The following is a 24,532-nucleotide window of genomic DNA, read 5'->3' on the forward strand; positions in this document are numbered from 1 at the left end:
GCGGGTGCGACCGGTCGACCATCCGGTGGCGGCCGCGGAGGAAGCGGACGCGGCGGACGCCGCGCGCCGTTACGCGCACTACATCATCCGCGGCCGCCTTCCTAGTCGGTGGCGATCGCGTTCAGTACGTTCATCCGCGCGGCCCGGAAGGCCGGCAGGAGCGCGGCCAGCAGGCCGACGACCGCGGAGGCGACGAAGACGATCACGATCGTGCTCCACGGGATGCGCAGGATCTGCAACCCCTGGGAGGCGAGCACCTGCTGGGCGGCCGAACCCCAGCCCAGGCCGAGCGCGAGGCCGACCAGCGCGCCGAAGAGCGAGATGACCACCGACTCCAGCCGGATCATCCGCCGCAGCTGGCGCCGGGAGGTGCCGATCGCCCGCATCAGGCCGATCTCCCGGGTCCGCTCCACCACCGACAGCGCCAGGGTGTTGACCACGCCGAGCACCGCCACGATGATCGCCAGCGCCAGCAGCGCGTAGATCATGTAGAGCAGCTGGTTGACCTGGTCCTTGATCAGGTGCTTGTAGTCGGCCTGGTCGCGCACGTCGATCTGCGGGTAGTCGTGCGTCGCGGCCTTCAGGGAGGCGTACGCCTCCTTCTCCTTGCCGTCGGCAGCCTTGGCGAACATCAGGAAGTCACCGGGCATCTTGTCCGCCGGCAGGTAGGTCCGCGCGGTGTCGATGCTGGTGAACAGGGTGCCGTTCTCCAGGGCGGTGCCGCCCTTGGTGACCGCGGCGATCTTCAGGTGCGCGGTGCGCCCGCCGACCAGCGCCACGGTCATGGTGTCCCCGACCTTGACGTGGTTGTCCTTGGCGAACTGCTCCGGCACGGACATCGCGTCCTTGCCGTAGGCGTCGGAGAGCTTGCCCTGCGTGGTCGCCAGCTGCACGTCCTGGGTGTAGGTGCTGTCGGCGGCGCTGAGCTGGCCCTTGATCTTCTTGCCGGACGGCGTGGTCAGGGTGCCGTTGACGATCGTGTAGTTGGTGATGTGGTCCAGGTCCGACGCCGACCTGATCGCCTTGGCTGCGGCCGGGGTGATCGGCTGCGAGCCGTTGCTGCCGACCTCGATGATGAAGTCCGCGCCGACGGACTTGTCGAGCTGGTCGTTGGCGGAGGCCACCATGGACGAGCCGACCACCGACATGCCGGCCACCAGCGCCAGGCCGATCATCAGCGCGGAGGCGGTGGCGCCGGTGCGGCGCGGGTTGCGCAGCGCGTTGCGCTCGGCGAGCCGGCCGATCGGGCCGAAGAACCGCAGCACCACGGCGCTGACCGCGCGGACCACCACGCCGGCGAGCAGCGGGCCGACGATGACGAAGCCGACCAGCGACAGCAGCACGCCGATACCGAGCGTCCCGCCGCCCGAGGACGCCTTGTCCGACTGGGATGCCGCGACCAGGGCGAGCACGCCCGCGGCGCAGACCAGCACGCCGATCGCGGCCCTGATCCGGCCGGCCCTGGCGTCGGCCGGGGTGCCGGCGTCGCGCAGCGCGGCCATCGGGGAGATCTTCCCGGCCCGGCGGGCGGGGATGTACGCGGAGACCACGGTGACGACGACGCCGATGACGAGGCCGACGATCGGGGTGGTGGCCTTGATGGTCAGCTCGGAACTGTCCAGCTTCAGACCGGCCTTGCCCATCAGCTTCATCAGCCCGACGGCCAGGCCGATGCCGCCGCCGATACCGACCACGGAGCCGCTGACGCCGAGCATCACCGCCTCGATCAGCACCGACCGGTTGACCTGGCGGCGGCTGGAGCCGAGCGCCCGCATCAGGCCGATCTCCCGGGTGCGCTGGGCGACCAGCATGGAGAAGGTGTTGACGATCAGGAAGATGCCGACCAGGACCGCGATCCCGGCGAAGCCGAGCATCGCGTACTTCATGAAGTTCAGGAAGCCGCCGAGGTCGTCCTCCTGCTTCTTCGTGGTCTCCTTCGCGGTGTCGACCGTGTAGTGGCCGCCGATCGCCGCCTTCACGTTCGCCTTGAGCTGCTCGTCGGAGACACCCTTGGCGGCGGTCAGGCCGTAGCCGGTGTAGGCGTCGGCGCGGCCGAGCAGCTTGGACTGCGCGACGGCGGTGTCCACGTAGACCACGGCGGCGCCGGGGTTGGTCGACTTGAAGGTGACGATGCCGCTGAGGGTGACCTTGAAGTCGCCGGGCTGCGCGATGACCCGCAGCGTGTCGCCGATCTTCAGGTGCTTCGCCTTGGCGGTGTCCGCGTCGATCACGGCGTCGGTGTCCGAGGTGGGCAGGTGGCCGGAGGTGAGCTTCACCGCCCTGGTCTCGGTGGAGTCCCAGTTGCTGACGACGGTCGGCGCGCCGGAGGACGGGCTGATCTTGTCGTTGTGCGCGTCGGCGACGGTGACGTCCTGGCTGGTGACGTCGGGCACCGAGGAGACCACGCCCTTCACGTGCGCCAACGTGCCCTGCAGGGAGGCGGGCAGGGTGTCCGGGATGCCGGTGGCCTGCTCGTTCTTCACCTCCTTGGCGCTGACGGTGACGTCGGAGGCGGTGTTGCCGAAGAGCCGGTCGAAGGTGGCGGTCATGGTGTCGGTGAAGACCAGGGTGCCGCAGATGAACGCCACCGACAGCAGCACCGCGACCCCGGACAGGGCCATGCGGCCCTTGTGCGCGAAGAAGTTGCGCACCGACGTCTTGAAGACGGTCACGAGGTCCTCCCGCGACCGTCGAAGGACTTCATCCGCTCCAGCACCGACTCGGCGGTCGGGCTGACCATCTCGTCGACGATCCGGCCGTCGGCGAGGTAGAGCACGCGGTCGGCGTAGGAGGCGGCGACCGGGTCGTGGGTGACCATCACGATGGTCTGGCCGAGTTCGTCCACCGAGCGGCGCAGGAAGCCGAGCACCTCGGCGCCGGCCCGGGAGTCCAGGTTGCCGGTCGGCTCGTCGCCGAAGATGATCTCCGGCCGGGCGGCCAGCGCCCGGGCCACCGCGACGCGCTGCTGCTGGCCGCCGGAGAGCTGGGTCGGGCGGTGCTTGAGCCGGCCGGCCAGGCCGACGGTCTCCACCACGCGGTCCATCCACTCGCGGTCGACCTTGCGGCCGGCGATGTCCATCGGCAGCGTGATGTTCTCCGCCGCGTTCAGCGTGGGCAGCAGGTTGAACGACTGGAAGATGAAGCCGATCTTGTCCCGGCGCAGCTGGGTGAGCTTCTTGTCCTTGAGGTGGGTGATCTCGGTCCCGCCGATCCAGATCCGGCCCTCGCTGACCGTGTCGAGACCGGCCAGGCAGTGCATGAGGGTCGACTTGCCGGAGCCGGAGGGGCCCATGATCGCGGTGAAGCGCCCGCGGGCGATGTCCACGTCCACCGCGTCCAGCGCGACCACCCGGGTCTCGCCCGAGCCGTACGCCTTGGTCACCGACCGTCCTGCGGCGGCAACGGCCGTACGTTCTCCGCTGCCCCCGGCTGTGGGAACCGTCATAGCCGTCGTCACTTCTGTCTCCCGTGGTGGTGTCGTCGTACGTGACCGCGTGCGTGCGGGGCGCCGATCGCCCTTGTGTCCATGAGCCTGCCGGAGCGTGCCGCACCTGACGATGGGGCAGGTCTCCGGATCGGGGGTGGGGCTATCCCCACCTCCGAGGTGCGGGCGAGCGGTTCCATCCCGCCCTATGACCGTAGGCACCGCCCGGCACCCGATCGTCATCCGCCGGTACGAACCGGTGGGCGCCGAAAGTAGGTGTCTCCCCCTAGGGGTCTGGTACCACGGTCGGAGACGCGGCTCAGGGTCGGCGGTCGGCGGCCCCGGCGGACGTGCCGTCAGGCGCCCGCGCGCAGCCCCGAGATGCCCACGTCGAGCGCGGCTTCGAGGTGGGTGAGCCGGCCGGTCTGCAGCAGGATCGACACCCCGCCCTGGATGCCGGCGAGCAGCGCCGCGGCCGCCCGTTCGGCGTCGACGCCCGGCGCGACCGCGCCCTGGTCGCGCATCGCCAGCACGCCGTCGGTGATCTTGCGCTGCCACTGTTCGAGCAGCCGCGCGGTCACCTCGCGCGAGGCGGGCGTGGTGCGGCTCAACTGGGTCATCAGGACCCCCAGCGGGCACGTCGTGCCCTGCTGGCGGTAGCGGGCGAGCACGGCGTCGCGCCACGCGTCCCAGGCCGCCCAGGAGGTCAGGTCGCTCAGGTACGGCTCCTGGTCCAGCAGCACCCGGTCCGCCTCGTATTCCGCGACGGCGTACATCAACTGCTCCCGGCCGCCGGGGAAGTAGTGGAAGAGCTGGCTCTTGCTGGTCGCGGTCACCCGGCAGACGTCGTCCAGGGTGGTGGCGACCGCGCCCCGGGCGCGGATCTCGGCGGCGGCGCCCTCGACGATGCGCTGCCGGGTGGCCCGGCCCTTCGCGGTGAACCTGACCGGCTGCTGCGTCATGCCCCCAGCGTCGCACACCGCGGCGCGTTTTCTGGACTTGCTGGTCCACTTTCTGGGTGCCACGCTCGGCCCTGCCACCAAGGAGCACCACCAGGCGTCGGGAGAACGCCGAGGTCGCGAGACGGGTGGCACCGGTCGGCGCGCCGCAGCACCGCGTGCCACCGCGGACACCAGTCGGGGGCAGCACCCAGGAGGACGACAGTCATGGAACGGCGATTCGACGGCAGGACCGCCCTGGTCACCGGCTCGACATCGGGCATCGGGGCGCAGGTCGCCCGCACCCTTGCCGCCCAGGGCGCGCTGGTCGTGGTCAGCGGCCGGCGGGCCGAACGCGGCGAGGCGGTGGCGGAGGAGATCGAGGCGGCCGGCGGCCGGGCGGTGTTCGTGCCGGCCGACCTCGCGGCGGGCGGCGCGGCCGTACGCGGCCTCGCGGACGCGACCCTGGCCGCGGTCGGCGGCCGGCTGGACATCCTGGTCAACAACGCGGCGCTGCTGCTCGAACCGCGCCCGACCGCCGAGGTGGACGAGGCGACCCTGGACGCCGCCTACGCGGTCAGCGTGAAGTCCGCCTTCCAGCTCACCGGCGCGCTGGTGCCCGCGATGGCCGAGCGCGGCAGCGGCGTCGTGATCAACATGGGCTCCATCAGCGGCACGAGCGGCTGGGCCAACTCCGCCCTCTACAGCATGACCAAGGCCGCGGTGCACTCCCTGACCAAGTCCTGGGCGGCGGAGTACGGTCCGCGCGGCGTACGGGTCAACGCGGTCGCCCCCGGCCCGACCGCGACCGAGGAGAACATCGCCCACGCGGACCAGCTCGCGCCGCTCCTGGCGACCACTCCCTCGGGCCGTCTCGGCCGCCTGGACGAGGTGGCCGCGGCGGTGGCCTTCCTCGCCTGCGACGAGGCGTCGCACATCCACGGGGCGATCCTGCCGGTGGACGGCGGGTTCACGGCGGTGTGAGCGGTACGGGCGGAGGGCGCGGCGGACCGGGCGGACCTGCGGGCGGGGCAGGCGGCCGGGCGGGGCGGCCGCCTTGCGGGGCGGGGCGCCTTGCGGGGCGGGGCCCTTGCCCGGGGTGCCTTGCCCGGGGCGGCTCAGCTCATGGTGAGGCGGACCGGGCGGACCCCTCCGACCAGGGCGGACAGCGCGCGGTCGATGTCCGCGCCGACGTACCAGTCGCCGGTGTGGTCGACCGCGTAGACCCTGCCGTCGGGGTCGATCGCCAGCAGCGCGCCGGACCCGGACTCCTCGCCGATCGGGCTGATCTCGGTCTCCAGGGCGCGCCCGAGGTCGCCGAAGGTGCGGGCCAGGTGCAGACCGCGCAGCGGGTCGACGACGACCGGAGCGGGCGCGACCTGCCGGCCCGGCCCGGACACCGGGGGGATGGTCAGACCGCCGAACTCCGCCCACGCCTCGACGGCGGCCGGGAAGACCGCGTGCTGGTGGCCGCCCGGCGACAGGTGCCCGCGCAGCCGGTCCGCCCACTCCTCGGCCTGCTTGATGTCCCAGCGGCCCGGCTGCCACCCGGCCGCCCGCAACGCGGCGTCGACGCCCACCGGGAAGCGCGTGCCGCCGGCCGTGCCCGCGCTCACGCCCGCCCCACGCCGGGGTCGAACGGCCGCACCCCGAAGTGCGCGAGCAGCGGCGCGCAGGAGCGGCAGGGCGGCGCGTAGGCGCCGTGCGCGGGGTCGCCGTCCTCGCGTATCCGGCGCGCGGTGAGCTTGGCGCCGCGAAGCGCCTTGCGGGCCTCGCCCTGGGTGAGCGGGCGGCGCGAGGCACGCTTGCCGCGGGTCGCCTCCACCGCCGTCAGGTGACGTGAAATCAGCACCGGTTCGGGGCACCGCCCGGTGAACCGCTCGCGCTGGGCGACCGGCAGCGCGTCCAGGAACTCCTGCACGATCGGGTGGAGCACGGGCGGCTGCTCCCCCTTGGCACCGGTGCAGGTCAGCACCTCGTCGCGGATGGACAGCGCGGCCGCGATCGCGGGCAGGATGCCGTCCCTGCGGTGCCGCAGCACCGGGGGCTCCAGCGGGTCGCGGGCAGCGCTCCAGCTCAGCCTCGGGTCGGCGGTGCCCGCCGCTGGTAGGCGAGTTGTCATATCCTGCCCCGTTCCGTCATCCATCCGCCCAAGGCGGCAGCTCCCCCGTATGCCGAATCAGAGTGCCAAACAGGCCATCCGATGGGGAAGCGGAACGCGGTGTGGCGACCTTCCTGTGTGGGCCATGTCACCGTCTTGTGACGTTACGTCGGCGCCATGGACACGCAGCGCGCACATCTGCCGCCGTTCACCGGCCGGCCGCCGGCACACAGCGCGGTCACAGCGTCACCGCGCGCCGTTTACGGGGCCGTTCGCGACCGGGAGGATCGGATCGGCGCCGCGAACCGGCGCCGATCCCCCCACACACACGACCCAGGGAACGTGACCCCATGCACCGTGCCCGAAGAGACGCGGACGCCCCGAGCGCCCGCCGTGTACGACGTGTCCCCCGCCTGCGGCGTCCCCCACGCGCCCGGGCCCGCGCCGCCGCCCTCGCCGTGCTGCCCGCGCTGCTGCTGGCGGCCGGCTGCTCGTCCGGCTCCTCAGGTTCCACCGACGCCGACGGCGGCAAGGGCGGCGGGCGTTCCGCGGCCCAGGCGTCGGCCGACGCCGGCAAGGCGCCGCTGAGCGTGACCCAGCTCTCCCGCGCGCTCGTCACCGACCATGACGTGCCCGGCTGGGTGATCGAGATGACGCAGACCGACGACGGCACCGCGACCACCGCGCCGGCCGGGGGCTTCGACCCCGACGACCTGGGCGCGCAGGACGACACCAGCGGCTCGCCGGTGCTGGTCGCCGACAAGCCCGAGTGCCGGCCGTTGGCCGACGTCAGCAGCTCGCAGCCCGCGATCCACCGGATGGCGTCGGTCGGCGCCACCTTCGCCGAGGCCACCCCCACGGCCGGTGCGGCCCCGGAGGAGATCGACCGGATGCTGATCGCCAGCCACGCCCCGGGCGACGCGCGGAAGGTGATGGCCGCGATCAAGGGCGCGCTCGCCACCTGCACCGCGTTCGAGGCCCGCGACCAGAACGGCACCCGTACGCCCTTCCGGGTCGGGAAGGGCCCGGTGGTGAAGGTCGGCGACGAGTCGGTGGCGTACGTCATGACCGACACCGCGGACAGGAAGACCGGCGCGGCCCTGGTGACGGTGGTGCGCACCGGCGACACCGTGACCTCCTACCTGTCGACGAAGACCGAAGGGGGCGCCGGGCAGGTGCCGTTGGAGGTCGCCCGCAAGGAGGACCGGAAGCTGCGGGCGGCCCTGGCCGCGCGGAAGTGAGCGGCGCCGCGCACGGGACGGCGGCCGGAGAGGAGGAGTGCGTCACCGTGACCGTGTGGTGATCGTGTTGTGAGCAGTTCCATAGGAGGCAGGGCGGGCCCGGTGCCGTAGAGTCGCGCGGCAGCGGGCCCACGCCCGCGAGGGCCGGGCCGGGACGCTCCGGACCGGACGCGGCACGCGGGCAGGGGCGGCGCCGCGCAGCCGGGCCCGCACACGACACAGGGGTACTCATCGATGCGGATACGCGCACGCCGTCGCCTACCGACCGGTAGCCGCAAGGTGCTGGCAGTGGCCGTACTGCTGCCCGCGCTCGCGCTCACCGCGGCCTGCGGGGGCGGCGGGAAGAGCAAGGACAGCGGCAGCGGCAGCGGCAGCGGCAGCGCGGCGTCCCGGAAGCTGACCCGCTCGGTGATCACGGCGAAGGACCTCGACCACCTCAAGGTGGTGCCCGCGACCAGTACGAGCCAGCTCCTGGGTGACGAGCAGACCACCGACCCCGCCGCGTGCCAGCCGGTGGCCGACCAGTGGAGCCTCAAGCCGAAGCTGGCCCGCACCGTCTACACCGGCGCGCTGGTCACCGACACCGCCGCCAAGGACGCGGGCGCCAAGACGATCTCGCTGGAGGTCGTGGCGTCGTATCCGGCGGGCCGCGCGAAGCAGGTGCTCGACCAGCTGTCCACCGCGGTCGCCCACTGCCCCGGCTACAAGGTCACGCGCAACGGCCGGACGTCGCAGTTCACGGTCAAGAGCGTCGACCCGTCCACCGGGCCCGCCGATACCGCCGGCACCTACGGCGACCAGCGGGTCACCTACACCGTCACCGACCCCGCCCTCGGGGCCTCCGGGGTGGCGCTGGTCACCGTCCTCCGGGTCGGTGACTCCACCGCGGCCTTCGAGACCGTCCGCGCCGACCACAAGACCGCGTCGCTGCGCCCGGCGATCGCCGGCAAGCAGGTCGCCAAGTTGCGGGCCGCGGCGGGCGGGAGCTGAGACCCGTACCGGCCGCGGCGGGCGGGAGCCGTCGCGAAACCGGGCCGTTCCGGGGCCGATCGGGGCGATCCGGATGGCGGTGGCCGAGTTGTCCACAGGGACGAGGACGGGACCCGCGCCGCTCTTGCCGGACCCCCTAGGCTGTCGTCATCAGCTCAGACGCAGCAGGGGGCAACCGCCATGACCACAGGCCCGCAAGGGCTGGGATCACCTCCCGGACCCGTAGCCGCCGCGCAGGCCGCGCCACCGAACGCGGCCTACGCCGGACAGGTCGTGCACTTTCCCGACCCGGTCCGGGCCGCCCGCCACCCGCAAGGCGTGTGGGTGGACGACGAGGGCTACCCCGACTTCTCGCCGTACGCCCGCGCGGCGGCGGAGATAGCCGAGCCTCCGGAGGGCTTCGGCGTGGACGAACTGCGCCTGACGGACTACGTCTCGGCGAACGCCGCCCTGCACGCCGCCGGGCACGAACTGTGGGGCAACCTGCTGCCGGTGGCCACCCCGCACGGCTGGACCTGGCACCACGTCCGCGGCAGCCGCCGGCTGGAGTTGGTGCCGGTCGAGGTCAAGTCGCTGCTGCGGCACCACGGCGGGCTGGCCACCTCGGTGGCCGACCACACCAAGCGCGGCACCCGCCCGCTCCAGGAGACCCGCCCCGTGCACTTCGGGCTGCCCAAGGAGCCGGTCGCGGTCACCGAGCAGCAGGTCCGCGACGTGGAGGAGGAGTTGGGGTACCGCCTGCCCGGCGCGTACCGCGCCTTCCTGAAGGCCGCCGGCGGCTGCGCCCCCCAGGGCGTCGCCCTCGACCCCGGCCTCGGCCTGCTGCTGGACCAGCCGTTCTTCACCGTCCGCGACGACGCGGCGGTCAACGACCTCGTGTACGTCAACAAGTGCCTGCGCGACCACCTCACCAAGGACTACCTCGCGATCGGCTACGTCCAAGGCGGCCTCCTCGCGGTCCGGGTGAAGGGCGAGGGCACCGGCTCCGTCTGGTTCTGCGGTTACGACGACGCGCGCGACGGCGACGGGTGGGACACCCCGGCGGACCGGGTGGCCGACCTGCTGCTGCCCTGCGGCGACTCGTTCGACGAGTTCCTGCTGCGACTGGCCGGCAATCCACCCGAGTTGGACACGGTCGCGAATCTGATGGTCGACGGCGGCTTCGCCGACGCCGTAGCCGTGGAGGGATGAGACAGCACATGGTCACTTTCGCGCAGGCGCAGGAGCGCGCGGAGCGCTGGGTGAACGCGGACGTCCCCGCGTACGAGACCCGGGAGATCCGGGTCCGGGAGTTCGACCTGGGCTTCGTGGTGTGGTCCGAGGCCCGGGAGGACGGCCCGTCCTCCGACGAGGGGTCGGTCCGGGTGGTGATCGCCCGTGACAGCGGCGACGCCACCTTGTGGCCCGCTCTGCCCATCGGCGAACTCATTCGCCGCTACGAGGAGGAGTACGGCCCGGTGCCCGATGACGCGGCGCCCGAGCCGCCCCAGCGACTCGACCTCGAAGCGACCTCGTTCCTGCTCAGCCCCCCACAGTGGCTCCAGGACGCCGCCGACCGGATGGGCATCCCGGACCGCCGGCCGTCCGCAGCCGAGCAGCCCCCGGCGCCCGCTCCCGCGGCGGGCGACGCCCCGGCGGCCGGGGAGCCGGCGCCCTCGACCGGCGGCCGTATCGACTACCGCCGTCCCGGCGACGGCGGCGGGCAGGACGCGGGGTCCGGCGCGGCGCCGACCGCTGCCGCGGCGGGTTCCGGCGCGCAGGGCGGCATCGACTACCGGCGCCCCGGCGACAGCGGCGCCTCCCGTCCGGGCCCGGCCGACCAGCCGGACGGGCAGCAGGCAGCGGCAGCGGCCGACTCCGGGCCCGGGTCCGGGTCCGGGTCCGGGTCCGCCGGATCGGCGGGCGGCGGCGCGCCGGGCCCCACAGGTTCCGGCTCGGGCGGCATCGACTACCGGCGGCCCGGCTCGGTGCCCTCGCAGAGCTCGGGCGGCGGCAGTTGGGCCGGGAAGACGGTGAACGACTCCGGCGAGGGGCAGTCCGTCCCGGTGCCGGCGACCGTCTTCGCCCCGCCGATCAGCGACACGGACCAGGCCGAGGAGCCGGCGACGGGCGCGGAGGCCAGGACCGAGCTGCTGTCCGGGCGGAGTTCGCCGCCCCGCACCGCGCCCGCACCGCAGCAACAGCAACCGCAACCGGCACCCCCGGCCCGGCCCGGGGTGCCGCACACGATCGGCGGTTCCGAGTACCCGCCGCCCGGTGGTCCGGCGGTTCCGCTGCCGCCGCCGGGCAGCGCGAGCGGTCCGGCCGGTCCGGCCGCGCCCATGGGCCCCGGCCCCGCCGACATCGGCCGGCAGCCGAACCAGGGCCAGGCACCGGGCCAGGGCCAGGGCCAGGGTCAGGGCCCCGGGCAGGGGCCGGCTCAGGGCACCCCGCCCCCGCCGCCGTATTCCGGTCCGCCCGCACCCGGCGCGGGCACCCCGCCCCCCGCGGGCAACAACCCGCACTACGCGGCCACCATGCTCGCCGGACCCGGCACGACCCCGCCCGGTCCCGGCGCGGGCGGCCCTCCCCCGCCGCCCCCGTACATGGGCACGCCCCCGCCCGGCGCGGGCACCCCGCCGCCCCCGCCGCCCGGTGCCGGCACCCCGCCGCCCGCGGCCAACGACCCGCACTACGCGGCCACCATGCTCGCCGGACCCACCCTGCCCCCGCCCGGCATGGGCACCCCGCCCCCCGGTGCCGGCACTCCGCCGCCCGCGGGCAACGACCCGCACTACGCGGCCACCATGCTCGCCGGCCCCGGCATGCCGCCGCCCGGCATGGGCACCCCGCCCCCGCCGCCGCCCGGCATGGGCGGGCCGGCGATGGCTCCGCCCGCGCCGCCCGGATACGGCTACCCGCAGGGCGGAGCGGTGCCCACGGTCGGCCCCGGCTACATGGCGGTGCTGCGCTACCGCGGCCAGGACGGCAGCGAGCAGCAGCTCATCCGGCGGTCGGCGCCGGGCACCCCGCACCCGGAGTGGCAGATCCTGCACGAGTTGCGCTCGCTGGGCATCCGTCCGGAGCAGGTGCTCGAACTCCACACCGAGCTGGAGTCCTGCGATCTGCCCGGCGGCTACTGCACCCGGATGATCCGGGAGACCTGGCCGCAGGTGCGGATCAGCCACACCGCGCCGTACGGCCGCGACCACGCGGGCCGTCGGCAGGGCGTCCAGCACCTGCTCACCCACCAGGGCGAGCTGCACCAGGTGGCCGGCGCCCCGGCCCGGCCGCAGCCGCAGCGGGTGCCGATGCCCGATCCGCACAGCGTGCTGCGGGTGCCGCCGGTCGGTCTCGACGTGATCGGCCAGGAGGTGGCGAGCGCGTTCGGGCCGCAGGGCGTGTTCAGGTTCGAGCAGCGGGCCGTGTCCCGGCAGGGCGTGCCGGACATCGTGGCCCAGACGCTGATGTGGTCGGGGCTGCCGGTCGACTTCTCGCCGTTCTTCTGGGCGCAGGCCCAGCCCGGTCAGCCGGTGCCCACGCTCGCCGAACTGGCCGCGCAGCGCGGGGTGCAGCCGGCCGCGGACGCCGGGTCGTACCTCGTGATGGGCAACGACTTCGGCCGCCAGCTGTGCGTGCAGTACGGCACCGCGCACATCGTCGCGGTGCCGCTGGAGGCCGGGCCGGGCGGGCAGCCGGCGCAGCCGCAGTTCGTCAACTCCAGCCTGCCGGAGTTCGCCCGCTGCATGGCGCTGCTGGGCCGGATGTGGCGGCTGCGGATCGGGTTGACGCCGGAGCAGGCCGGGCACTGGACGGTGGACTTCCAGGCCCAACTGGCCGCGCAGGACCCGGCCGCGATCGCCTCGCCCGACAACTGGTGGTCGGTGTTGGTCGAGCAGATGTGGGACGGGCTGCTGTAGGCGGATCGTACGGATGTGCGGCCGTTTCGTGCGGGCCGGGTGGAAGCTGCGTCTTCCGCTCGGCCCGTCCGCGTTTCCGGGGTAGGAGACAGTCGGAGTGTCGAGGCTCTTACAATTCGGGCATAAGCGATAAATGGGAACACGGGAACGGCCCGACGTCGCGAGGGGCAGTGGCCATGAGCAGTGATACGTCCGCATCGACGCAGACGCAGCCGGAGGCACGGGAGAGGTTCGGTGCGGCGCGCGGACGCGGCTACCGGCCGGACCAGGTCGACCGCTTCCTGGACGAGCTGTCCGAGGACCGGGACGCGGCCTGGGAGCGGGCCGCCCGGCTGACCGTGCTCGCCAACGAGATGGACGCCGAGTGCACCTCCCTGCGGCAGCAGGTCGAGGCGCTCGGTCCGACCGACTTCGCCCGGCTCGGCGCCGGCGCGCAGGAACTGCTCCAGATGGTCGAGGACGAGGCCGCCGCGGTACGCGAACGCGCCGAGGTCGAGGCGCAGTACGCCCGGGACGCCGCCGACACCGCCCGCCGCACCCTCCAGGACGAGGCCCGCGCGGCCGCGTCCGCACGGCTCTCCGCCGCCGAGGAGCAGGCCCAGCACGTACTGGACGAGGCGTGCGGGCGCGCCGCGGAGATCCTCGGCGCCGCCCGCGCCGAGGCCGACTCCGTACGGGGCGAGGCCGGCGCCGCGCTCGACGCGATGCAGCAGCAGGTCGACCGGGACCGGGCCGCCGTCGACGCGGAGCAGCGCGAGCGGGTCGAGAGCCTGGAGCAGGAGCTCGCCGAGCAGCAGGCCGTGGTCGACGGCCGGCTGTCCGGGCTGCTCGCCGACGCGGAACGCCGCCTGGCGCAGGCGCAGCAGGAGCGGGCCGACGCGGAGGCGGCGCTGCGCGACCAGCAGGCCGAGGCCGATGCGCGGGCCGACGCGTTGATCGCGGAGGCGCGCACCCACGAGGAGAGGGTGCGGCGGGACGCGGAGCGGGTGCTGCGGGAGCACGAACTGCACCGGGACGAGGTGCGGGCGCACCTGGCGCACATCAAGGCCACGCTCTCGGAGTTGACCGGGCGCCCCTGACGCGTGCGGCGCCGCTGACGCGCGGGGCACCCCCTGACCCACCGGGGCGCGCCGTCCTGCCGGTTCGGGGCGCACCTGCCGGTGGAGGGTTGCCCGCCCCCACGCGCCCGTTGCGCGGGGTACCCCGGGGGTCAGGGCGCCGTCGGGACCATCGCGGAGACGCGGAAGCCGCCGTCGGGAGTGGGTCCGGCGGCGAACCCGCCGCCATGGGCGGTGACCCGCTCCCGCATCCCGGTGAGCCCGTGCCCGCCGCTCGGCAGCGCCGTGGCGACCACCGCCTCGGCCGGGCCGTTGACGATGAGGACGGCCACCTCGGCCTCGCGGTAGGCGAGCCGCACCTGCGCCTTCGCCCCGACCGCGTGCTTGCGCACGTTCGTGAGCGCTTCCTGCACCACGCGGTAGACGGTCGCCTCGATCCGCCGCCCGCAGGGCCGCTGCTCGCCCTCGACGGCCAGCTCGACCCCCATCCCGGCCGCCCGCGACTCCTGTACGAGCTGCGCCAGCTCCGCCAGGCTCGGCCCGGCGTCGGGCTCGTGGCCGAGCCCCGCCTCGACCCCCGCCTCGGCCGCGGCGTCGACCCCCGCCTCGCCGGCCGCCGGGTCCGCCGCGCCACCCGCGTACTTCGCCCGAGGCGCGGCATCCCCCGTCCCCGTGCCCGAGGCCGAACGCAGCACCCCGAGCATCTGCCGCAGCTCGGTGAGCGCCTGCCGCCCCATGTCGCCCAGCAGTTCCGCGCTCGCCGACGCCTTGGCCGGGTCCTTCAGCGCCACCGCCTTCAGCGCGGCCGCGTGCACGACCATCAGGCTCACCCGGTGCGCGACCACGTCGTGCATCTCCCGGGCGATCCGGGCCCGCTCGGCCGCCCGCGCCCGCTCGGCCCGCTCCAGCGCCTTCTCCGCCAGCAGCTCCAGCTCGCGCTCCAGGCCGTCGGCCCGGTCCCGCAGGCTCTCCACCAGCCGGCGGCGGGCCCGTACGTACAGCCCGAACAGCACCGGCGGCGCGGTGAGGCCGAAGGCGACCAGGATCGAGATGGCCAGCACCAGCGGCAGCCCGAGCCGGCTGCTCGAGTGCCGCACGCTGGACTCGATGCTCACGAAGGCGACGAGCATGGTGCCCAGGCCGCTCATCCCGGCGAACAGCGCCGTCAGCCGGCGCGGCACCTCGGACGCGGCCAGGGTGTAGAAGCCCACCATGGACAGGATGAGGCCGGTCTGCGCGGGGGTGACCGCGATCGCGACCAGCACCACCGCGATCGGCCAGCGCCGGCGCAGCACCAGCATCGCGCCCACCAGCAACCCGATCAGGGCGCCCAGTCCGCTGACGATCCCGATCCTCGCCGCGAACGTGGCGCCCTCGAAGGACGCCTCCAGCGCCGAGGCCGCCGCCAGCGACACGTCCAGCGCGACACTTCGCCGCCTCGTCCACCACCACAGGCCGGACCAGGACCCCGCGTGTGCCGCGTCGGCCTCCTCGTCCGGTACGCGCGCCCCCGTCGTACTCATGCCGTCCAGCGTAGGCGGTACCCGGAGCACGGGAACGGCCCGTCCTGGTGTCCGTCTGTTGGGCCGGGCGTCTCGCCGCGCGGCCCCCGACCTATCCTGGACCGGTCGGACAGCGCGGTCCGCGAGTCCCCGTACCCGAGTTCGTACCCACTCGTCTCCCAAGCCGTCGCCCATCCCACTGCACAAGGAGCCGCACCTGTGAGCAGCGCCGACACCCCACCGGACAGCAGCACCGCCCTGCGAGCCGATATCCGACGCCTGGGCGAACTGCTGGGCGGCACCCTCGTCCGGCAAGAGGGCCAGGAACTCCTCGACCTGGTCGAGAAGGTACGCGCACTGACCCGCAGCGACGGCGAGGCCGCCGCCGCACTGCTCGGCGAGACCGACCTGGAGACCGCGGCGAAGCTGGTCCGCGCCTTCTCCACCTACTTCCACCTGGCCAACGTCACCGAGCAGGTGCACCGTGGCCGCGACCTGCGCTCCCGCCGGGCCAACGAGGGCAGCCTGCTGGCCCAGACCGCCGACCTGCTCAAGGACGGCGACCCCGTACACGTGCGGGAGAGCGTGCAGAACCTCAACGTGCGGCCGGTCTTCACCGCGCACCCCACCGAGGCGGCCCGCCGCTCGGTGCTGAACAAGCTGCGCCGGATCGCCGAGCTGCTGGACCAGACCCCGGTCTCCTCCGGCGACCGGCGGCGCGCGGACCTGCGGCTGGCCGAGAACATCGACCTGCTGTGGCAGACCGACGAGCTGCGGGTGGTCCGCCCCGAGCCGGCCGACGAGGCCCGCAACGCGATCTACTACCTCGACGAGCTGCACGCCGGCGCGGTCGGCGACGTCCTGGAGGACCTGGCCGCGGAGCTGGAGCGGGTCGGGGTGCCGCTGCCGCCGCAGACCCGCCCGCTGACCTTCGGCACCTGGATCGGCGGCGACCGCGACGGCAACCCCAACGTCACGCCCGAGGTGACCTGGGACGTGCTGATCCTCCAGCACGAGCACGGCATCACCGACGCGCTGGAGCAGGTCGACTTCCTGCGCGGCGCGCTGTCGAACTCCATCCGCAACTCCGGCGCGAGCCAGGAGCTGCTGGACTCCCTCTCCGACGACCTGGTGGCGCTGCCGGAGATCAGCCCCCGCTACAAGCGGCTGAACGCCGAGGAGCCCTACCGGCTGAAGGCCACCTGCATCCGGCAGAAGCTGGTCAACACCCGTGAGCGGCTGGCCGGTGGTACTCCGCACGTCCCCGGCCGGGACTACCTGGGCAGCGCCGAGCTGCTGACCGACCTGCAGCTGATCCAGGACTCGCTGCGCGCCCACCGCGGCGGCCTGATCGCCGACGGCCGCACCGACCGGACGATCCGCACGCTCGCCGCGTTCGGCCTGCAACTGGCCACCATGGACGTGCGCGAGCACGCCGAGGCGCACCACCACGCGCTCGGCCAGCTCTTCGACCGGCTCGGCGAGGAGTCCTGGCGGTACTCCGACATGCCGCGCGACTACCGCCGCAAGCTGCTCGCGAAGGAGCTGCGCTCGCGCCGCCCGCTGGCCCCGAGCCCGGCGCCGCTGGACGCCGCGGGCGCGAAGACGCTCGGCGTCTTCCACACCATCCGCGAGGCGTTCGAGCGGTTCGGCCCGGAGGTCGTGGAGTCGTACATCATCTCCATGTGCCTGGGCTCCGACGACGTGTTCGCCGCAGCGGTGCTGGCCCGCGAGGCCGGGCTGATCGACCTGCACGCCGGGGTCGCGAAGATCGGCATCGTGCCGCTGCTGGAGACCACCGACGAGCTGAAGATCGCCGACAAGCTGCTCGACGAGATGCTCTCCGACCCCTCCTACCGGCGGCTGGTGTCGCTGCGCGGCGACGTGCAGGAGGTCATGCTCGGCTACTCCGACTCCTCGAAGTTCGGCGGCATCACCACCTCGCAGTGGGAGATCCACCGCGCGCAGCGCCGGCTGCGCGACGTCGCGCACCGGCACGGGGTGCGGCTGCGGCTCTTCCACGGCCGCGGCGGCACCGTCGGCCGCGGCGGCGGCCCCTCGCACACCGCGATCCTCGCGCAGCCGTGGGGCACCCTGGAGGGCGAGATCAAGGTGACCGAGCAGGGCGAGGTGATCTCGGACAAGTACCTGATCCCCTCGCTCGCCCGGGAGAACCTCGAACTGACGGTCGCGGCCACCCTCCAGGCGTCCGCGCTGCACACCGCGCCGCGGCAGTCCGACGAGGCGCTGGCGCGCTGGGACTCGGCGATGGAGATCATCTCCGAGGCCGCGCACTGCGCCTACCGCGAGCTGGTCGAGGACCCGGACCTGCCGAAGTACTTCTTCGCCTCCACCCCGGTCGACCAGCTCGGCGAGCTGCACCTGGGCTCGCGTCCGTCCCGCCGGCCGGACTCCGGCGCGGGCCTGGACGGCCTGCGGGCCATCCCGTGGGTCTTCGGCTGGACCCAGTCCCGGCAGATCGTGCCCGGCTGGTTCGGCGTCGGCTCCGGGCTGAAGGCGGCGCGTGAGGCCGGCCTGGACTCGGTGATCGAGGAGGCGCACGGCCAGTGGCACTTCTTCCGCAACTTCCTGTCCAACGTCGAGATGACGCTGGCCAAGACCGACCTGCGGATCGCCCGCCACTACGTCGACACCCTGGTGCCCGACGAGCTGAAGCACGTCTTCGCCACGATCGAGGCGGAGCACGAGCTGACCGTGCGCGAGGTGCTGCGGATCACCGGCGAGTCCGAACTGCTCGCCGCCAGCCCGGTGCTGGCGCAGACCTTCCACATCCGCGACCAGTACCTGGACCCGATCTCCTACCTCCAGGTGACGCTGCTCGCCCGGCAGCGCGAAGCGGCCGCCCGCGGTGAGGAGCCGGACCCGCTGCTGGCCCGCGCCCTGCTGCTGACGGTCAACGGTGTGGCCGCGGGTCTGCGCAACACGGGCTGACACCGCACCCGCACGTTCCCCGCGTCGCCACCCGGCGGCGCGGGGAACGTGCGATGCGGGGAACGTGCGACGCGGGACCCGCGCGGGCGATGTGCGCGGGGGAACCTGCGCGGGGCGCCCGCGCGGGAAGGACGGGTGAGCAGCCGCGGGGGATCTGGCCGGCGGTTCCGCTTCGGGTCCGCCACCAGCGGCGCCACCCGGCCCGTCGGCGGCGCACGTCGGTAAAATCCAGGCCGGGAAGTTCGGCCAAGGTGGCTCCATTGTCCGGCCGAGCACCTACTCTTTTTCCACGACGCCGGTGGGGGCCGGCGTCCATCAGGGGGCGAGACGCACGGGGTCCGGCGCCTGGGCAAGGACGGCGGTCCCTGCCCGGTGCCGGGCTCCAAGCGAGGCGGACGCCCCGTCGCCACTGGGGGAGTGCCGTGAATCGGGAGTGGTGTCCGTGGGTCGTATCCGGGTCCTCGTCGTCGACGACCATCGCATCTTCGCCGAGTCGCTCGCGGCCGCCCTCGCGGCCGAGCCCGACGTCGACGTGTCCGCGGCGGGCAGCGGCTCCGCCGCGCAGCGCTGCCTCGACCGCGCGGCCGCCGACGGCCGCCGCTACGACGTCCTGCTGGTCGACGCCGACCTGGGCGCCGGGCCGCGCCCGCCGGTGACGCTGGCCGCGGTCCCGCCGGCGCTGCCGTCGCAGCCGCGCCCGCTGGAGCCGCGCGACCCGGTGCTGGACGGCCTCGCGCTGGTGGAGCGGATCAGGGCCGCCTACCCGGGCACCCGTACCGTGGTGCTCGCCGAGCGGGACGACCCGGTGCGCGCCGCGCGGGCGCTACAGGCCGGCGCGTCCGGCTGGGTCGCCAAGGACTGCTCGCTGTCGCGGCTGCTCGCGGTGGTCCGCGGTGTGCTGCGCGACGAGACGCACCTGCCGCCGGCGCTGCTGACCGGGGTGCTGCGGGAGCTGACCGCGGCGCGCCGGCACCGTACCGAGAGCGAGCAACTGGTGGAGTCGCTGACGCCGCGCGAGCAGGAGGTGCTGCGCTGCATGGTGGCCGGGCTCGGCCGCAAGGCGGTCGCGGAGCGGCTGTTCCTGTCCCCGCACACCGTCCGCACCCACATGCAGAACGTGCTGGGCAAGCTCGGGGTGCACTCCACGCTCGCGGCGGTCGCGCTGGCCCGGCGGGCCGGGGTGGGCCCGGTGGAACTGCTGCCGTCAGCCGGGGACGTTGTCGAACGGCGCGGTTAGCTGCCGCAGCAGCCCGGCGAGTTCGGTGCGCTGCCGGTCGGTCAGCTCGCCCAGGATGGCCCGCTCCTGGGCGAGCAGCCCGGCGAGCGACTGGTCGGCGCGGTCCTGGCCCTGCGGGGTGAGCCGGACCAGCACGCCGCGCCGGTCGCTGGGGTCGGGCTGCCGCTCCACCAGCCGCTTCTTGGCGAGCCGGTCGATGCGGTTGGTCATGGTCCCGGAGGTGACGAGGGTCTGGGTGAGGAGCTGGCCGGGTGAGAGCTGGTACGGCTCGCCGGCCCGGCGCAGCGCGGTCAGCACGTCGAACTCCCACGGCTCCAGGCCGTGCTCGGCGAACGCGATCCGGCGGGCCCGGTCCAGGTGCCGGGCGAGCCTGCTGACCCGGCTGAGCACTTCGAGCGGCTCCACGTCGAGGTCGGGGCGCTCTCGGCGCCATGCAGCGACCAGCCGGTCGACCTCGTCCTCCATGGGATCAGTGTAGTAGGTCTGTCGACATGAAGTCTCTTGACATCAAGATATCTCTGGGAGCAGGCTGAAGGTGAAGGGCAGAACCTCGCCCTCCGTTTTCGCCGACTCCGTAGCACCCAGGGAGTACGAACGATGCCAGCAGCGCCGACGTGGGACCCGCACCAGTATCTCCGGCACTCCACCCATCGCACCCGCCCCTTCCTCGACCTCCTCACCCGGATCACCGAACTGCCCGGCGGCGACGCGCCCCGGATCGCCGACATCGGCTGCGGCCCGGGCAACGTCACGGCGCTGCTCGCCGACCGCTGGCCCGGCGCACACATCACCGGCTACGACAGCTCGGCCGACATGCTCGACGCGGCCCGCGAGCACGCCGGCCCCACCTCCGGCGGCGGGGAACTGGACTTCCGCAAGGCCGACGCGGCGGTGTGGACGCCCGACGAGCCCTTCGACCTGATCGTGTCCAACGCCGCGCTGCAGTGGGTGCCCGGACACGCCGACCGCTTCCCGTCCTGGCTGGAGCACATCAACCCCGGCGGCGTCCTCGCCTTCCAGGTGCCCGGCAACTTCAACGCCCCCAGCCACGCCCTGCTCGCCGAGTTGTGCGACACCCCCCACTGGCGCGCCCGCCTGGAGGGCCACGGCCGCCGCTACGTGCACATCCTCTCCCCCGCCGACTACCTGGAGCGCCTGACCGAGCTGGGCTGCACCGGCGTCGACGTCTGGGAGTCCACCTACGTCCAGTTGCTGCAGGGCGAGGACCCGGTGCTGGACTGGACGAAGGGCACCGCGCTGCGCCCGGTGCTCACCGCGCTGGAGGACGACCCCGTGGCCGCCCGGGAGTTCGTCGGGCAGTACCGCGACCTGCTCCGCAAGGCGTACCCGGTGGGGCCGCACGGCACGGTCTTCCCGTTCCGCCGGATCTTCGCGATCGCCCGCACCGCCGCCGCGCCCGCCGGGGCCGCGTCGTGATCGCCGGCCTCGACCACGTCCAGCTCGCCGCGCCGCCCGGCAGCGAGCCACAGCTGCGCGCCTTCTACACCGGCGTCCTCGGCATGGCCGAACTGACCAAGCCGCCGGTGCTCGCGGGCCGCGGCGGCTGCTGGTTCTCGGCCGGCACCGCGGTGCTGCACCTGGGCATCGAGGAGCACTTCCGCCCCGCCCGCAAGGCCCACCCTGGCCTGCGCGTCAACGGCATCCACGGCTTCGCCAAGGGGCTCCAGGCCGCGGGCACGACGGTCGTATGGGACTACGACCTGCCCGGCCACCTGCGCTTCTACTGCGAGGACCCGGTCGGCAACCGGCTGGAGTTCCTGGAGCCGACCACCATCTGATCCGACCATACGCCGCTGCCGCGATCCGGTCGTACGACCACCGGCACCACCGGCACCGCCTTACCACCGCACCACCCGCCCGGCTCGCCGCACCTCGGCGGGCCGGGCTCACAACGTCAGGAACGCGCCGCCCAGCAGCGCCGCGCCCGCCACCGCGAGGGTCCACGCGACGCGCGGCAGCCGCAGCCCCAGCGCGACCACGACCGCCGCCAGCAGCAGCGCCCCGCCCAGGGGCACGAACCCGAAGAGCAGCCCGCCCATCCCGTCGCGCACCCCGGTGTCAGTACCGGGCTTGAGCACCACCCCGACGGAGTCCCCCACGTGGTGACGCACCGGAAGGCTGACGGTGACCTTCGCGCGGGGGAGCGTGTCGCCGTGCGGCGCGAACGGCCCGGTGCAGTCCGTGTCGCCGCACGCCACCAGCCGTACGGTGCCGTGGTCATGGCCCTTGCCGATCACCACGTACTGCGCGTCGCGCCACGAACCCCACGCGCCGGACACCAGGATCAGCGCCGCCACCGCCCCCACGCCCACCACCCGGGCGAACTGCACCAGCCCGCCCGCCTGCGCGGCACCGCGGTCACCGCTCCCAGTTGCCATGCGGGCGATCTTTGGCCATCGCATGCCACCGGGTCAACCCGCGGGCCCCGTACGGCAGTCGCGGCCGGACCGGTCAGCCGTTGCCAGGGCCGGTCAGCCGTTGTAGCTGCTCTGCGCCCGCTCCAGCCCGCCGGTGACCAGCGCCTCGACGGCGTCGGCGGCCCGGTCCACGAACCACTCCAGTTCCTTGCGCTCGGCCGAGGAGAAGTCCTTGAGCACGAACGCCGCCACGTCCATCCGCCCGGGCGGCCGGCCGATTCCGGCCCGCACCCGCAGATACTCGGCGCCGAGCGACTTCGTGATGGACTTCAGCCCGTTGTGGCCGTTGTCGCCGCCGCCGAGCTTGAGCCGCAGGGTGGGGAAGTCGATGTCCAACTCGTCGTGGACCGCGATGATCCGGTCGGTCGGCACCTTGTAGAACTCCTTCAGCGCGGTGACCGGCCCGCCCGAGAGGTTCATGTACGACATCGGCTTGGCCAGCACCACCCGCGCGCTCGCCGGGCCGGGCGGCCCGATCCGCCCCTCGACCACCTGCGCCTGCGCCTTGTGGGCCCGCTTGAACTTCCCGCCCATCCGCTCGGCGAGCAGGTCGGCCACCATGAACCCGATGTTGTGCCGGTTGCCGGCGTACTCCGGCCCCGGGTTGCCCAGGCCCACCACCATCCAGGGCCCTGTGCTGTCGCTCATCCACGTCTCCGAAAGCAGTCGCCGTACACCGTAGAACCGTAAGGGGCGCGCATCCTGGCCGGCGGTCCTTACACGCTCCCGCCGCGTACGACCGCCGCACCGCGCAAACGGCCGCCGCCGCACCCGGAGGTACGACGGCGGCCGGCGCGTTCTGGTTCAGCTCTCGTCGGAGGCGTCCGCGGCGGGCGCCTCGGCGGCGGCCTCGCCCTCACCCTCGGCGGGCTCCTCGGCCTCGGCCTGCGCGGAGACGACCTGGATCACCACGGCGTCCTCCTCGGTGACCAGCGTGGTGCCCTTGGGCAGCTCGACGTCCTTCGCCAGGATGGACGCGCCCGCCTCCAGACCCTCGACGGAGACCGTGAACGCCTCGGGGATGTGGGTCGCCTCGGCCTCGACCGACAGCGTGTTGAGCACGTGCTCCAGCAGGTTGCCGCCCGGGGCCAGCTCGCCCTCGGCGGAGACCGGCACCTCGACGGTGACCTTCTCGCCGCGCTTCACGGACAGCAGGTCGATGTGCTCGATGAAGCCCTTCAGCGGGTCGCGCTGCACCGCCTTGGGGATGACCAGCTCGGACGCGCCGTCGATGTCCAGCGAGATCAGCACGTTCGGGGTGCGCAGCGCGAGCAGCAGCTCGTGGCCGGGGACCGTGACGTGCCGGGGGTCGGCGCCGTGGCCGTACACGACCGCGGGGACCTGGTTGGCGCGGCGCACCCGGCGGGCGGCACCCTTGCCGAACTCGGTGCGCGCCTGGGCGGGGATCTTCACTTCAGCCATGGGAATCGGCTCCTCGTAATGGTGGGCAGTACGGTCGCCCGGCCGCGACGGGCCGATCCTTCACGAGGAGCGCGTCGATAACGGAGGTGCTGCGGACGTACGTCCGGGCCCTTCCCTCGCCGAGCAACCTCGACAGCGTAACCGTGGGAAGGGCCCGGAACGAAATCCGTGCGGCGGGCGGCCTGGGGGCGCCCTGTCAGCTCGAGCGCCCCGTCAGCTCAAGTGCTGGGTCAGTGCGCGTCCTCGAAGAGGCTGGTGACCGAACCGTCCTCGAAGACCTCGCGCACCGCGTTCGCGATGGTCGGCGCCATCGACAGCACCGTGATCTTGTCGAGGTCGGTCTCCGCCGGCGTCGGCAGCGTGTCGGTGAAGACGAACTCGCTGACCTTGGAGTTCTTCAGCCGGTCCGCGGCGGGCCCGGAGAGCACCCCGTGCGTGGCGGTGACGATGACGTCCTCCGCGCCGTTGGCGAACAGCGCGTCCGCCGCGGCGCAGATGGTGCCGCCGGTGTCGATCATGTCGTCGACCAGCACGCACACCCGGCCCTTGACGTCGCCGACCACCTCGTGGACCTTCACCTGGTTGGCGACGTCGGGGTCGCGGCGCTTGTGCACGATCGCCAGCGGCGCGCCCAGCCGGTCGCACCAGCGGTCCGCGACCCGGACCCGGCCGGCGTCCGGGGAGACCACGGTGAGCTTGGCCCGGTCCACCTTCGCGCCGACGTAGTCCGCCAGGACCGGCAGCGCGACCATGTGGTCCACCGGGCCGTCGAAGAAGCCCTGGATCTGGTCGGTGTGCAGGTCGACGGTGAGGATGCGCTCGGCGCCCGCGGTCTTGAACAGGTCGGCCATCAGCCGCGCCGAGATCGGCTCGCGGCCGCGGTGCTTCTTGTCCTGCCGGGCGTAGCCGTAGAACGGCACGATCACGGTGATGCTCCGCGCGGAGGCCCGCTTGAGAGCGTCGACCATGATGAGCTGTTCCATGATCCACTGGTTGATGGGGCTGGTGTGGCTCTGCATCAGGAAGCAGTCGGCGCCGCGGGCCGACTCCTCGAACCGCACATAGATCTCGCCGTTGGCGAAGTCGAAAGCACGGGTGGGGACGAGCTCTACACCCAGCTCGTATGCCACCGCCTCCGCCAGATCGGGGTGGGCGCGGCCGGAGAAGAGCATCAGCTTCTTCTCACCGGTCGTCTTGATCCCGGTCACTGCACCGTCTCCTTGGTGTTCGACTGGTGTTCGGCACAGCGTCGCCCGAAGTCGGGCGGGCTGGCGGAATTGTGTGCACCACACACGGTACGCCCCATCCGGCGCACCTGTGCACCTCACGT

General features: G+C 73.6%; 21 protein-coding genes. 10 read left to right on the forward strand and 11 right to left on the reverse strand.

From position 1 onward, the window contains the following. Positions 1-101 precede the first annotated feature (101 nt). From AB0399_RS23860 to AB0399_RS23870, 3 genes are all read right to left on the reverse strand, one after another. Complete coding sequence (locus AB0399_RS23860) at positions 102-2,672, reverse strand: FtsX-like permease family protein (protein ID WP_366412733.1); 2,571 nt, start codon at positions 2,670-2,672, stop codon at positions 102-104. Continuing rightward, positions 2,669-3,445 (reverse strand): ABC transporter ATP-binding protein, encoded by a 777-nt coding sequence (locus AB0399_RS23865; protein ID WP_328464833.1) that lies wholly within the window; start codon positions 3,443-3,445, stop codon positions 2,669-2,671. The genes AB0399_RS23860 and AB0399_RS23865 overlap by 4 nt, the downstream gene beginning before the upstream one ends. A 335-nt stretch (positions 3,446-3,780) precedes the next feature. Next, the gene (locus AB0399_RS23870) at positions 3,781-4,386 is read right to left on the reverse strand and encodes a TetR family transcriptional regulator (protein ID WP_329368594.1); all 606 of its coding nucleotides are present in this window, start codon (positions 4,384-4,386) and stop codon (positions 3,781-3,783) included. Between the two features lie 204 nt (positions 4,387-4,590). Here AB0399_RS23870 and AB0399_RS23875 point away from each other — a divergent pair, with 204 nt between their 5' ends. Continuing rightward, a complete protein-coding gene (locus tag AB0399_RS23875) occupies positions 4,591-5,346 on the forward strand; it encodes a glucose 1-dehydrogenase (protein WP_329368592.1) in 756 nt (251 codons plus the stop codon). 134 nt (positions 5,347-5,480) lie between these two features. Here the strand turns inward: AB0399_RS23875 and AB0399_RS23880 are convergent, their stop codons facing one another. Both AB0399_RS23880 and AB0399_RS23885 read right to left on the reverse strand, forming a co-directional pair. Then, positions 5,481-5,978: an SUKH-3 domain-containing protein gene (locus AB0399_RS23880; RefSeq protein ID WP_329368590.1), complete on the reverse strand. Its 498-nt coding sequence runs from the start codon at positions 5,976-5,978 to the stop codon at positions 5,481-5,483. Continuing rightward, positions 5,975-6,484 (reverse strand): YwqJ-related putative deaminase, encoded by a 510-nt coding sequence (locus tag AB0399_RS23885; protein ID WP_329368587.1) that lies wholly within the window; start codon positions 6,482-6,484, stop codon positions 5,975-5,977. Before AB0399_RS23885 ends, AB0399_RS23880 begins: the two co-directional genes overlap by 4 nt. Before the next feature lie 329 nt (positions 6,485-6,813). On the opposite strand from AB0399_RS23885, the gene AB0399_RS23890 reads away from it, so the two are divergent. The 5 genes from AB0399_RS23890 (at position 6,814) to AB0399_RS23910 (ending at position 13,672) form a co-directional block, all read left to right on the forward strand. Further along, on the forward strand, positions 6,814-7,704 hold the full coding sequence (locus AB0399_RS23890) for a hypothetical protein (protein ID WP_366412734.1): 891 nt from the start codon (positions 6,814-6,816) through the stop codon (positions 7,702-7,704). 288 nt (positions 7,705-7,992) lie between these two features. Further along, the gene (locus tag AB0399_RS23895) at positions 7,993-8,694 is read left to right on the forward strand and encodes a hypothetical protein (protein ID WP_366412735.1); all 702 of its coding nucleotides are present in this window, start codon (positions 7,993-7,995) and stop codon (positions 8,692-8,694) included. 180 nt (positions 8,695-8,874) lie between these two features. After that, on the forward strand, positions 8,875-9,885 hold the full coding sequence (locus AB0399_RS23900) for an SMI1/KNR4 family protein (RefSeq protein ID WP_329368581.1): 1,011 nt from the start codon (positions 8,875-8,877) through the stop codon (positions 9,883-9,885). A gap of 8 nt (positions 9,886-9,893) precedes the next feature. Then, positions 9,894-12,593 (forward strand): SUKH-4 family immunity protein, encoded by a 2,700-nt coding sequence (locus tag AB0399_RS23905; RefSeq protein ID WP_366412736.1) that lies wholly within the window; start codon positions 9,894-9,896, stop codon positions 12,591-12,593. A gap of 176 nt (positions 12,594-12,769) precedes the next feature. After that, positions 12,770-13,672, forward strand: a complete 903-nt coding sequence (locus tag AB0399_RS23910; protein ID WP_329368577.1) for a DivIVA domain-containing protein — start codon at positions 12,770-12,772, stop codon at positions 13,670-13,672. 131 nt (positions 13,673-13,803) lie between these two features. Here the strand turns inward: AB0399_RS23910 and AB0399_RS23915 are convergent, their stop codons facing one another. After that, on the reverse strand, positions 13,804-15,174 hold the full coding sequence (locus tag AB0399_RS23915; RefSeq protein ID WP_366412737.1) for a histidine kinase: 1,371 nt from the start codon (positions 15,172-15,174) through the stop codon (positions 13,804-13,806). A 198-nt stretch (positions 15,175-15,372) separates the two neighbouring features. Between AB0399_RS23915 and ppc the strand changes: the two genes are divergently transcribed. Both ppc and AB0399_RS23925 read left to right on the forward strand, forming a co-directional pair. After that, a complete protein-coding gene (ppc, locus tag AB0399_RS23920; RefSeq protein ID WP_329368573.1) occupies positions 15,373-18,105 on the forward strand; it encodes a phosphoenolpyruvate carboxylase in 2,733 nt (910 codons plus the stop codon). Between the two features lie 442 nt (positions 18,106-18,547). After that, positions 18,548-19,342 (forward strand): response regulator transcription factor, encoded by a 795-nt coding sequence (locus AB0399_RS23925; protein WP_328464854.1) that lies wholly within the window; start codon positions 18,548-18,550, stop codon positions 19,340-19,342. Here the strand turns inward: AB0399_RS23925 and AB0399_RS23930 are convergent. Beyond that, entirely contained in the window at positions 19,310-19,807 is a 498-nt protein-coding gene (locus AB0399_RS23930; RefSeq protein ID WP_328464856.1) for a MarR family transcriptional regulator, read from the reverse strand. The genes AB0399_RS23925 and AB0399_RS23930 overlap by 33 nt on opposite strands. Positions 19,808-19,939: 132 nt before the next feature. Here AB0399_RS23930 and AB0399_RS23935 point away from each other — a divergent pair, with 132 nt between their 5' ends. Continuing rightward, positions 19,940-20,779 (forward strand): trans-aconitate 2-methyltransferase, encoded by an 840-nt coding sequence (locus AB0399_RS23935; RefSeq protein ID WP_366412738.1) that lies wholly within the window; start codon positions 19,940-19,942, stop codon positions 20,777-20,779. After that, on the forward strand, positions 20,776-21,141 hold the full coding sequence (locus AB0399_RS23940; RefSeq protein WP_366412739.1) for a VOC family protein: 366 nt from the start codon (positions 20,776-20,778) through the stop codon (positions 21,139-21,141). Before AB0399_RS23935 ends, AB0399_RS23940 begins: the two co-directional genes overlap by 4 nt. A gap of 108 nt (positions 21,142-21,249) precedes the next feature. Here AB0399_RS23940 and AB0399_RS23945 read toward each other — a convergent pair whose 3' ends face one another. The 4 genes from AB0399_RS23945 to AB0399_RS23960 form a co-directional block, all read right to left on the reverse strand. Continuing rightward, positions 21,250-21,741 carry a hypothetical protein gene (locus tag AB0399_RS23945; RefSeq protein WP_366412740.1) on the reverse strand — a complete coding sequence of 164 codons (492 nt, stop codon included), beginning with the start codon at positions 21,739-21,741 and terminating at the stop codon, positions 21,250-21,252. Between the two features lie 93 nt (positions 21,742-21,834). Beyond that, on the reverse strand, positions 21,835-22,428 hold the full coding sequence (pth, locus tag AB0399_RS23950) for an aminoacyl-tRNA hydrolase (RefSeq protein WP_328464864.1): 594 nt from the start codon (positions 22,426-22,428) through the stop codon (positions 21,835-21,837). Between the two features lie 156 nt (positions 22,429-22,584). Continuing rightward, positions 22,585-23,202 (reverse strand): 50S ribosomal protein L25/general stress protein Ctc, encoded by a 618-nt coding sequence (locus AB0399_RS23955; RefSeq protein ID WP_329368560.1) that lies wholly within the window; start codon positions 23,200-23,202, stop codon positions 22,585-22,587. 230 nt (positions 23,203-23,432) lie between these two features. Then, positions 23,433-24,410: a ribose-phosphate diphosphokinase gene (locus AB0399_RS23960; RefSeq protein ID WP_329368558.1), complete on the reverse strand. Its 978-nt coding sequence runs from the start codon at positions 24,408-24,410 to the stop codon at positions 23,433-23,435. Positions 24,411-24,532 lie beyond the last annotated feature (122 nt).

Origin of the sequence: Streptomyces sp. NPDC088194, from assembly GCF_040702025.1 — a bacterium.
In the GTDB taxonomy this organism is placed as follows: Bacteria; Actinomycetota; Actinomycetes; order Streptomycetales; family Streptomycetaceae; genus Actinacidiphila.

Bases quoted from the DNA above. Each gene is read 5' to 3' on its own strand.
- AB0399_RS23885 (WP_329368587.1), bottom strand. From the start codon at position 6,484: ATGACAACTCGCCTACCAGCGGCGGGCACCGCCGACCCGAGGCTGAGC.
- AB0399_RS23935 (WP_366412738.1), top strand. From the start codon at position 19,940: ATGCCAGCAGCGCCGACGTGGGACCCGCACCAGTATCTCCGGCACTCC.
- AB0399_RS23900 (WP_329368581.1), top strand. From the start codon at position 8,875: ATGACCACAGGCCCGCAAGGGCTGGGATCACCTCCCGGACCCGTAGCC.
- AB0399_RS23905 (WP_366412736.1), top strand. From the start codon at position 9,894: ATGGTCACTTTCGCGCAGGCGCAGGAGCGCGCGGAGCGCTGGGTGAAC.
- AB0399_RS23865 (WP_328464833.1), bottom strand. From the start codon at position 3,445: ATGACGGTTCCCACAGCCGGGGGCAGCGGAGAACGTACGGCCGTTGCC.
- pth (WP_328464864.1), bottom strand. From the start codon at position 22,428: ATGAGCGACAGCACAGGGCCCTGGATGGTGGTGGGCCTGGGCAACCCG.
- AB0399_RS23930 (WP_328464856.1), bottom strand. From the start codon at position 19,807: ATGGAGGACGAGGTCGACCGGCTGGTCGCTGCATGGCGCCGAGAGCGC.
- AB0399_RS23915 (WP_366412737.1), bottom strand. From the start codon at position 15,174: ATGAGTACGACGGGGGCGCGCGTACCGGACGAGGAGGCCGACGCGGCA.
- AB0399_RS23910 (WP_329368577.1), top strand. From the start codon at position 12,770: ATGAGCAGTGATACGTCCGCATCGACGCAGACGCAGCCGGAGGCACGG.
- AB0399_RS23945 (WP_366412740.1), bottom strand. From the start codon at position 21,741: ATGGCAACTGGGAGCGGTGACCGCGGTGCCGCGCAGGCGGGCGGGCTG.
- AB0399_RS23955 (WP_329368560.1), bottom strand. From the start codon at position 23,202: ATGGCTGAAGTGAAGATCCCCGCCCAGGCGCGCACCGAGTTCGGCAAG.
- AB0399_RS23890 (WP_366412734.1), top strand. From the start codon at position 6,814: ATGCACCGTGCCCGAAGAGACGCGGACGCCCCGAGCGCCCGCCGTGTA.
- AB0399_RS23870 (WP_329368594.1), bottom strand. From the start codon at position 4,386: ATGACGCAGCAGCCGGTCAGGTTCACCGCGAAGGGCCGGGCCACCCGG.
- AB0399_RS23875 (WP_329368592.1), top strand. From the start codon at position 4,591: ATGGAACGGCGATTCGACGGCAGGACCGCCCTGGTCACCGGCTCGACA.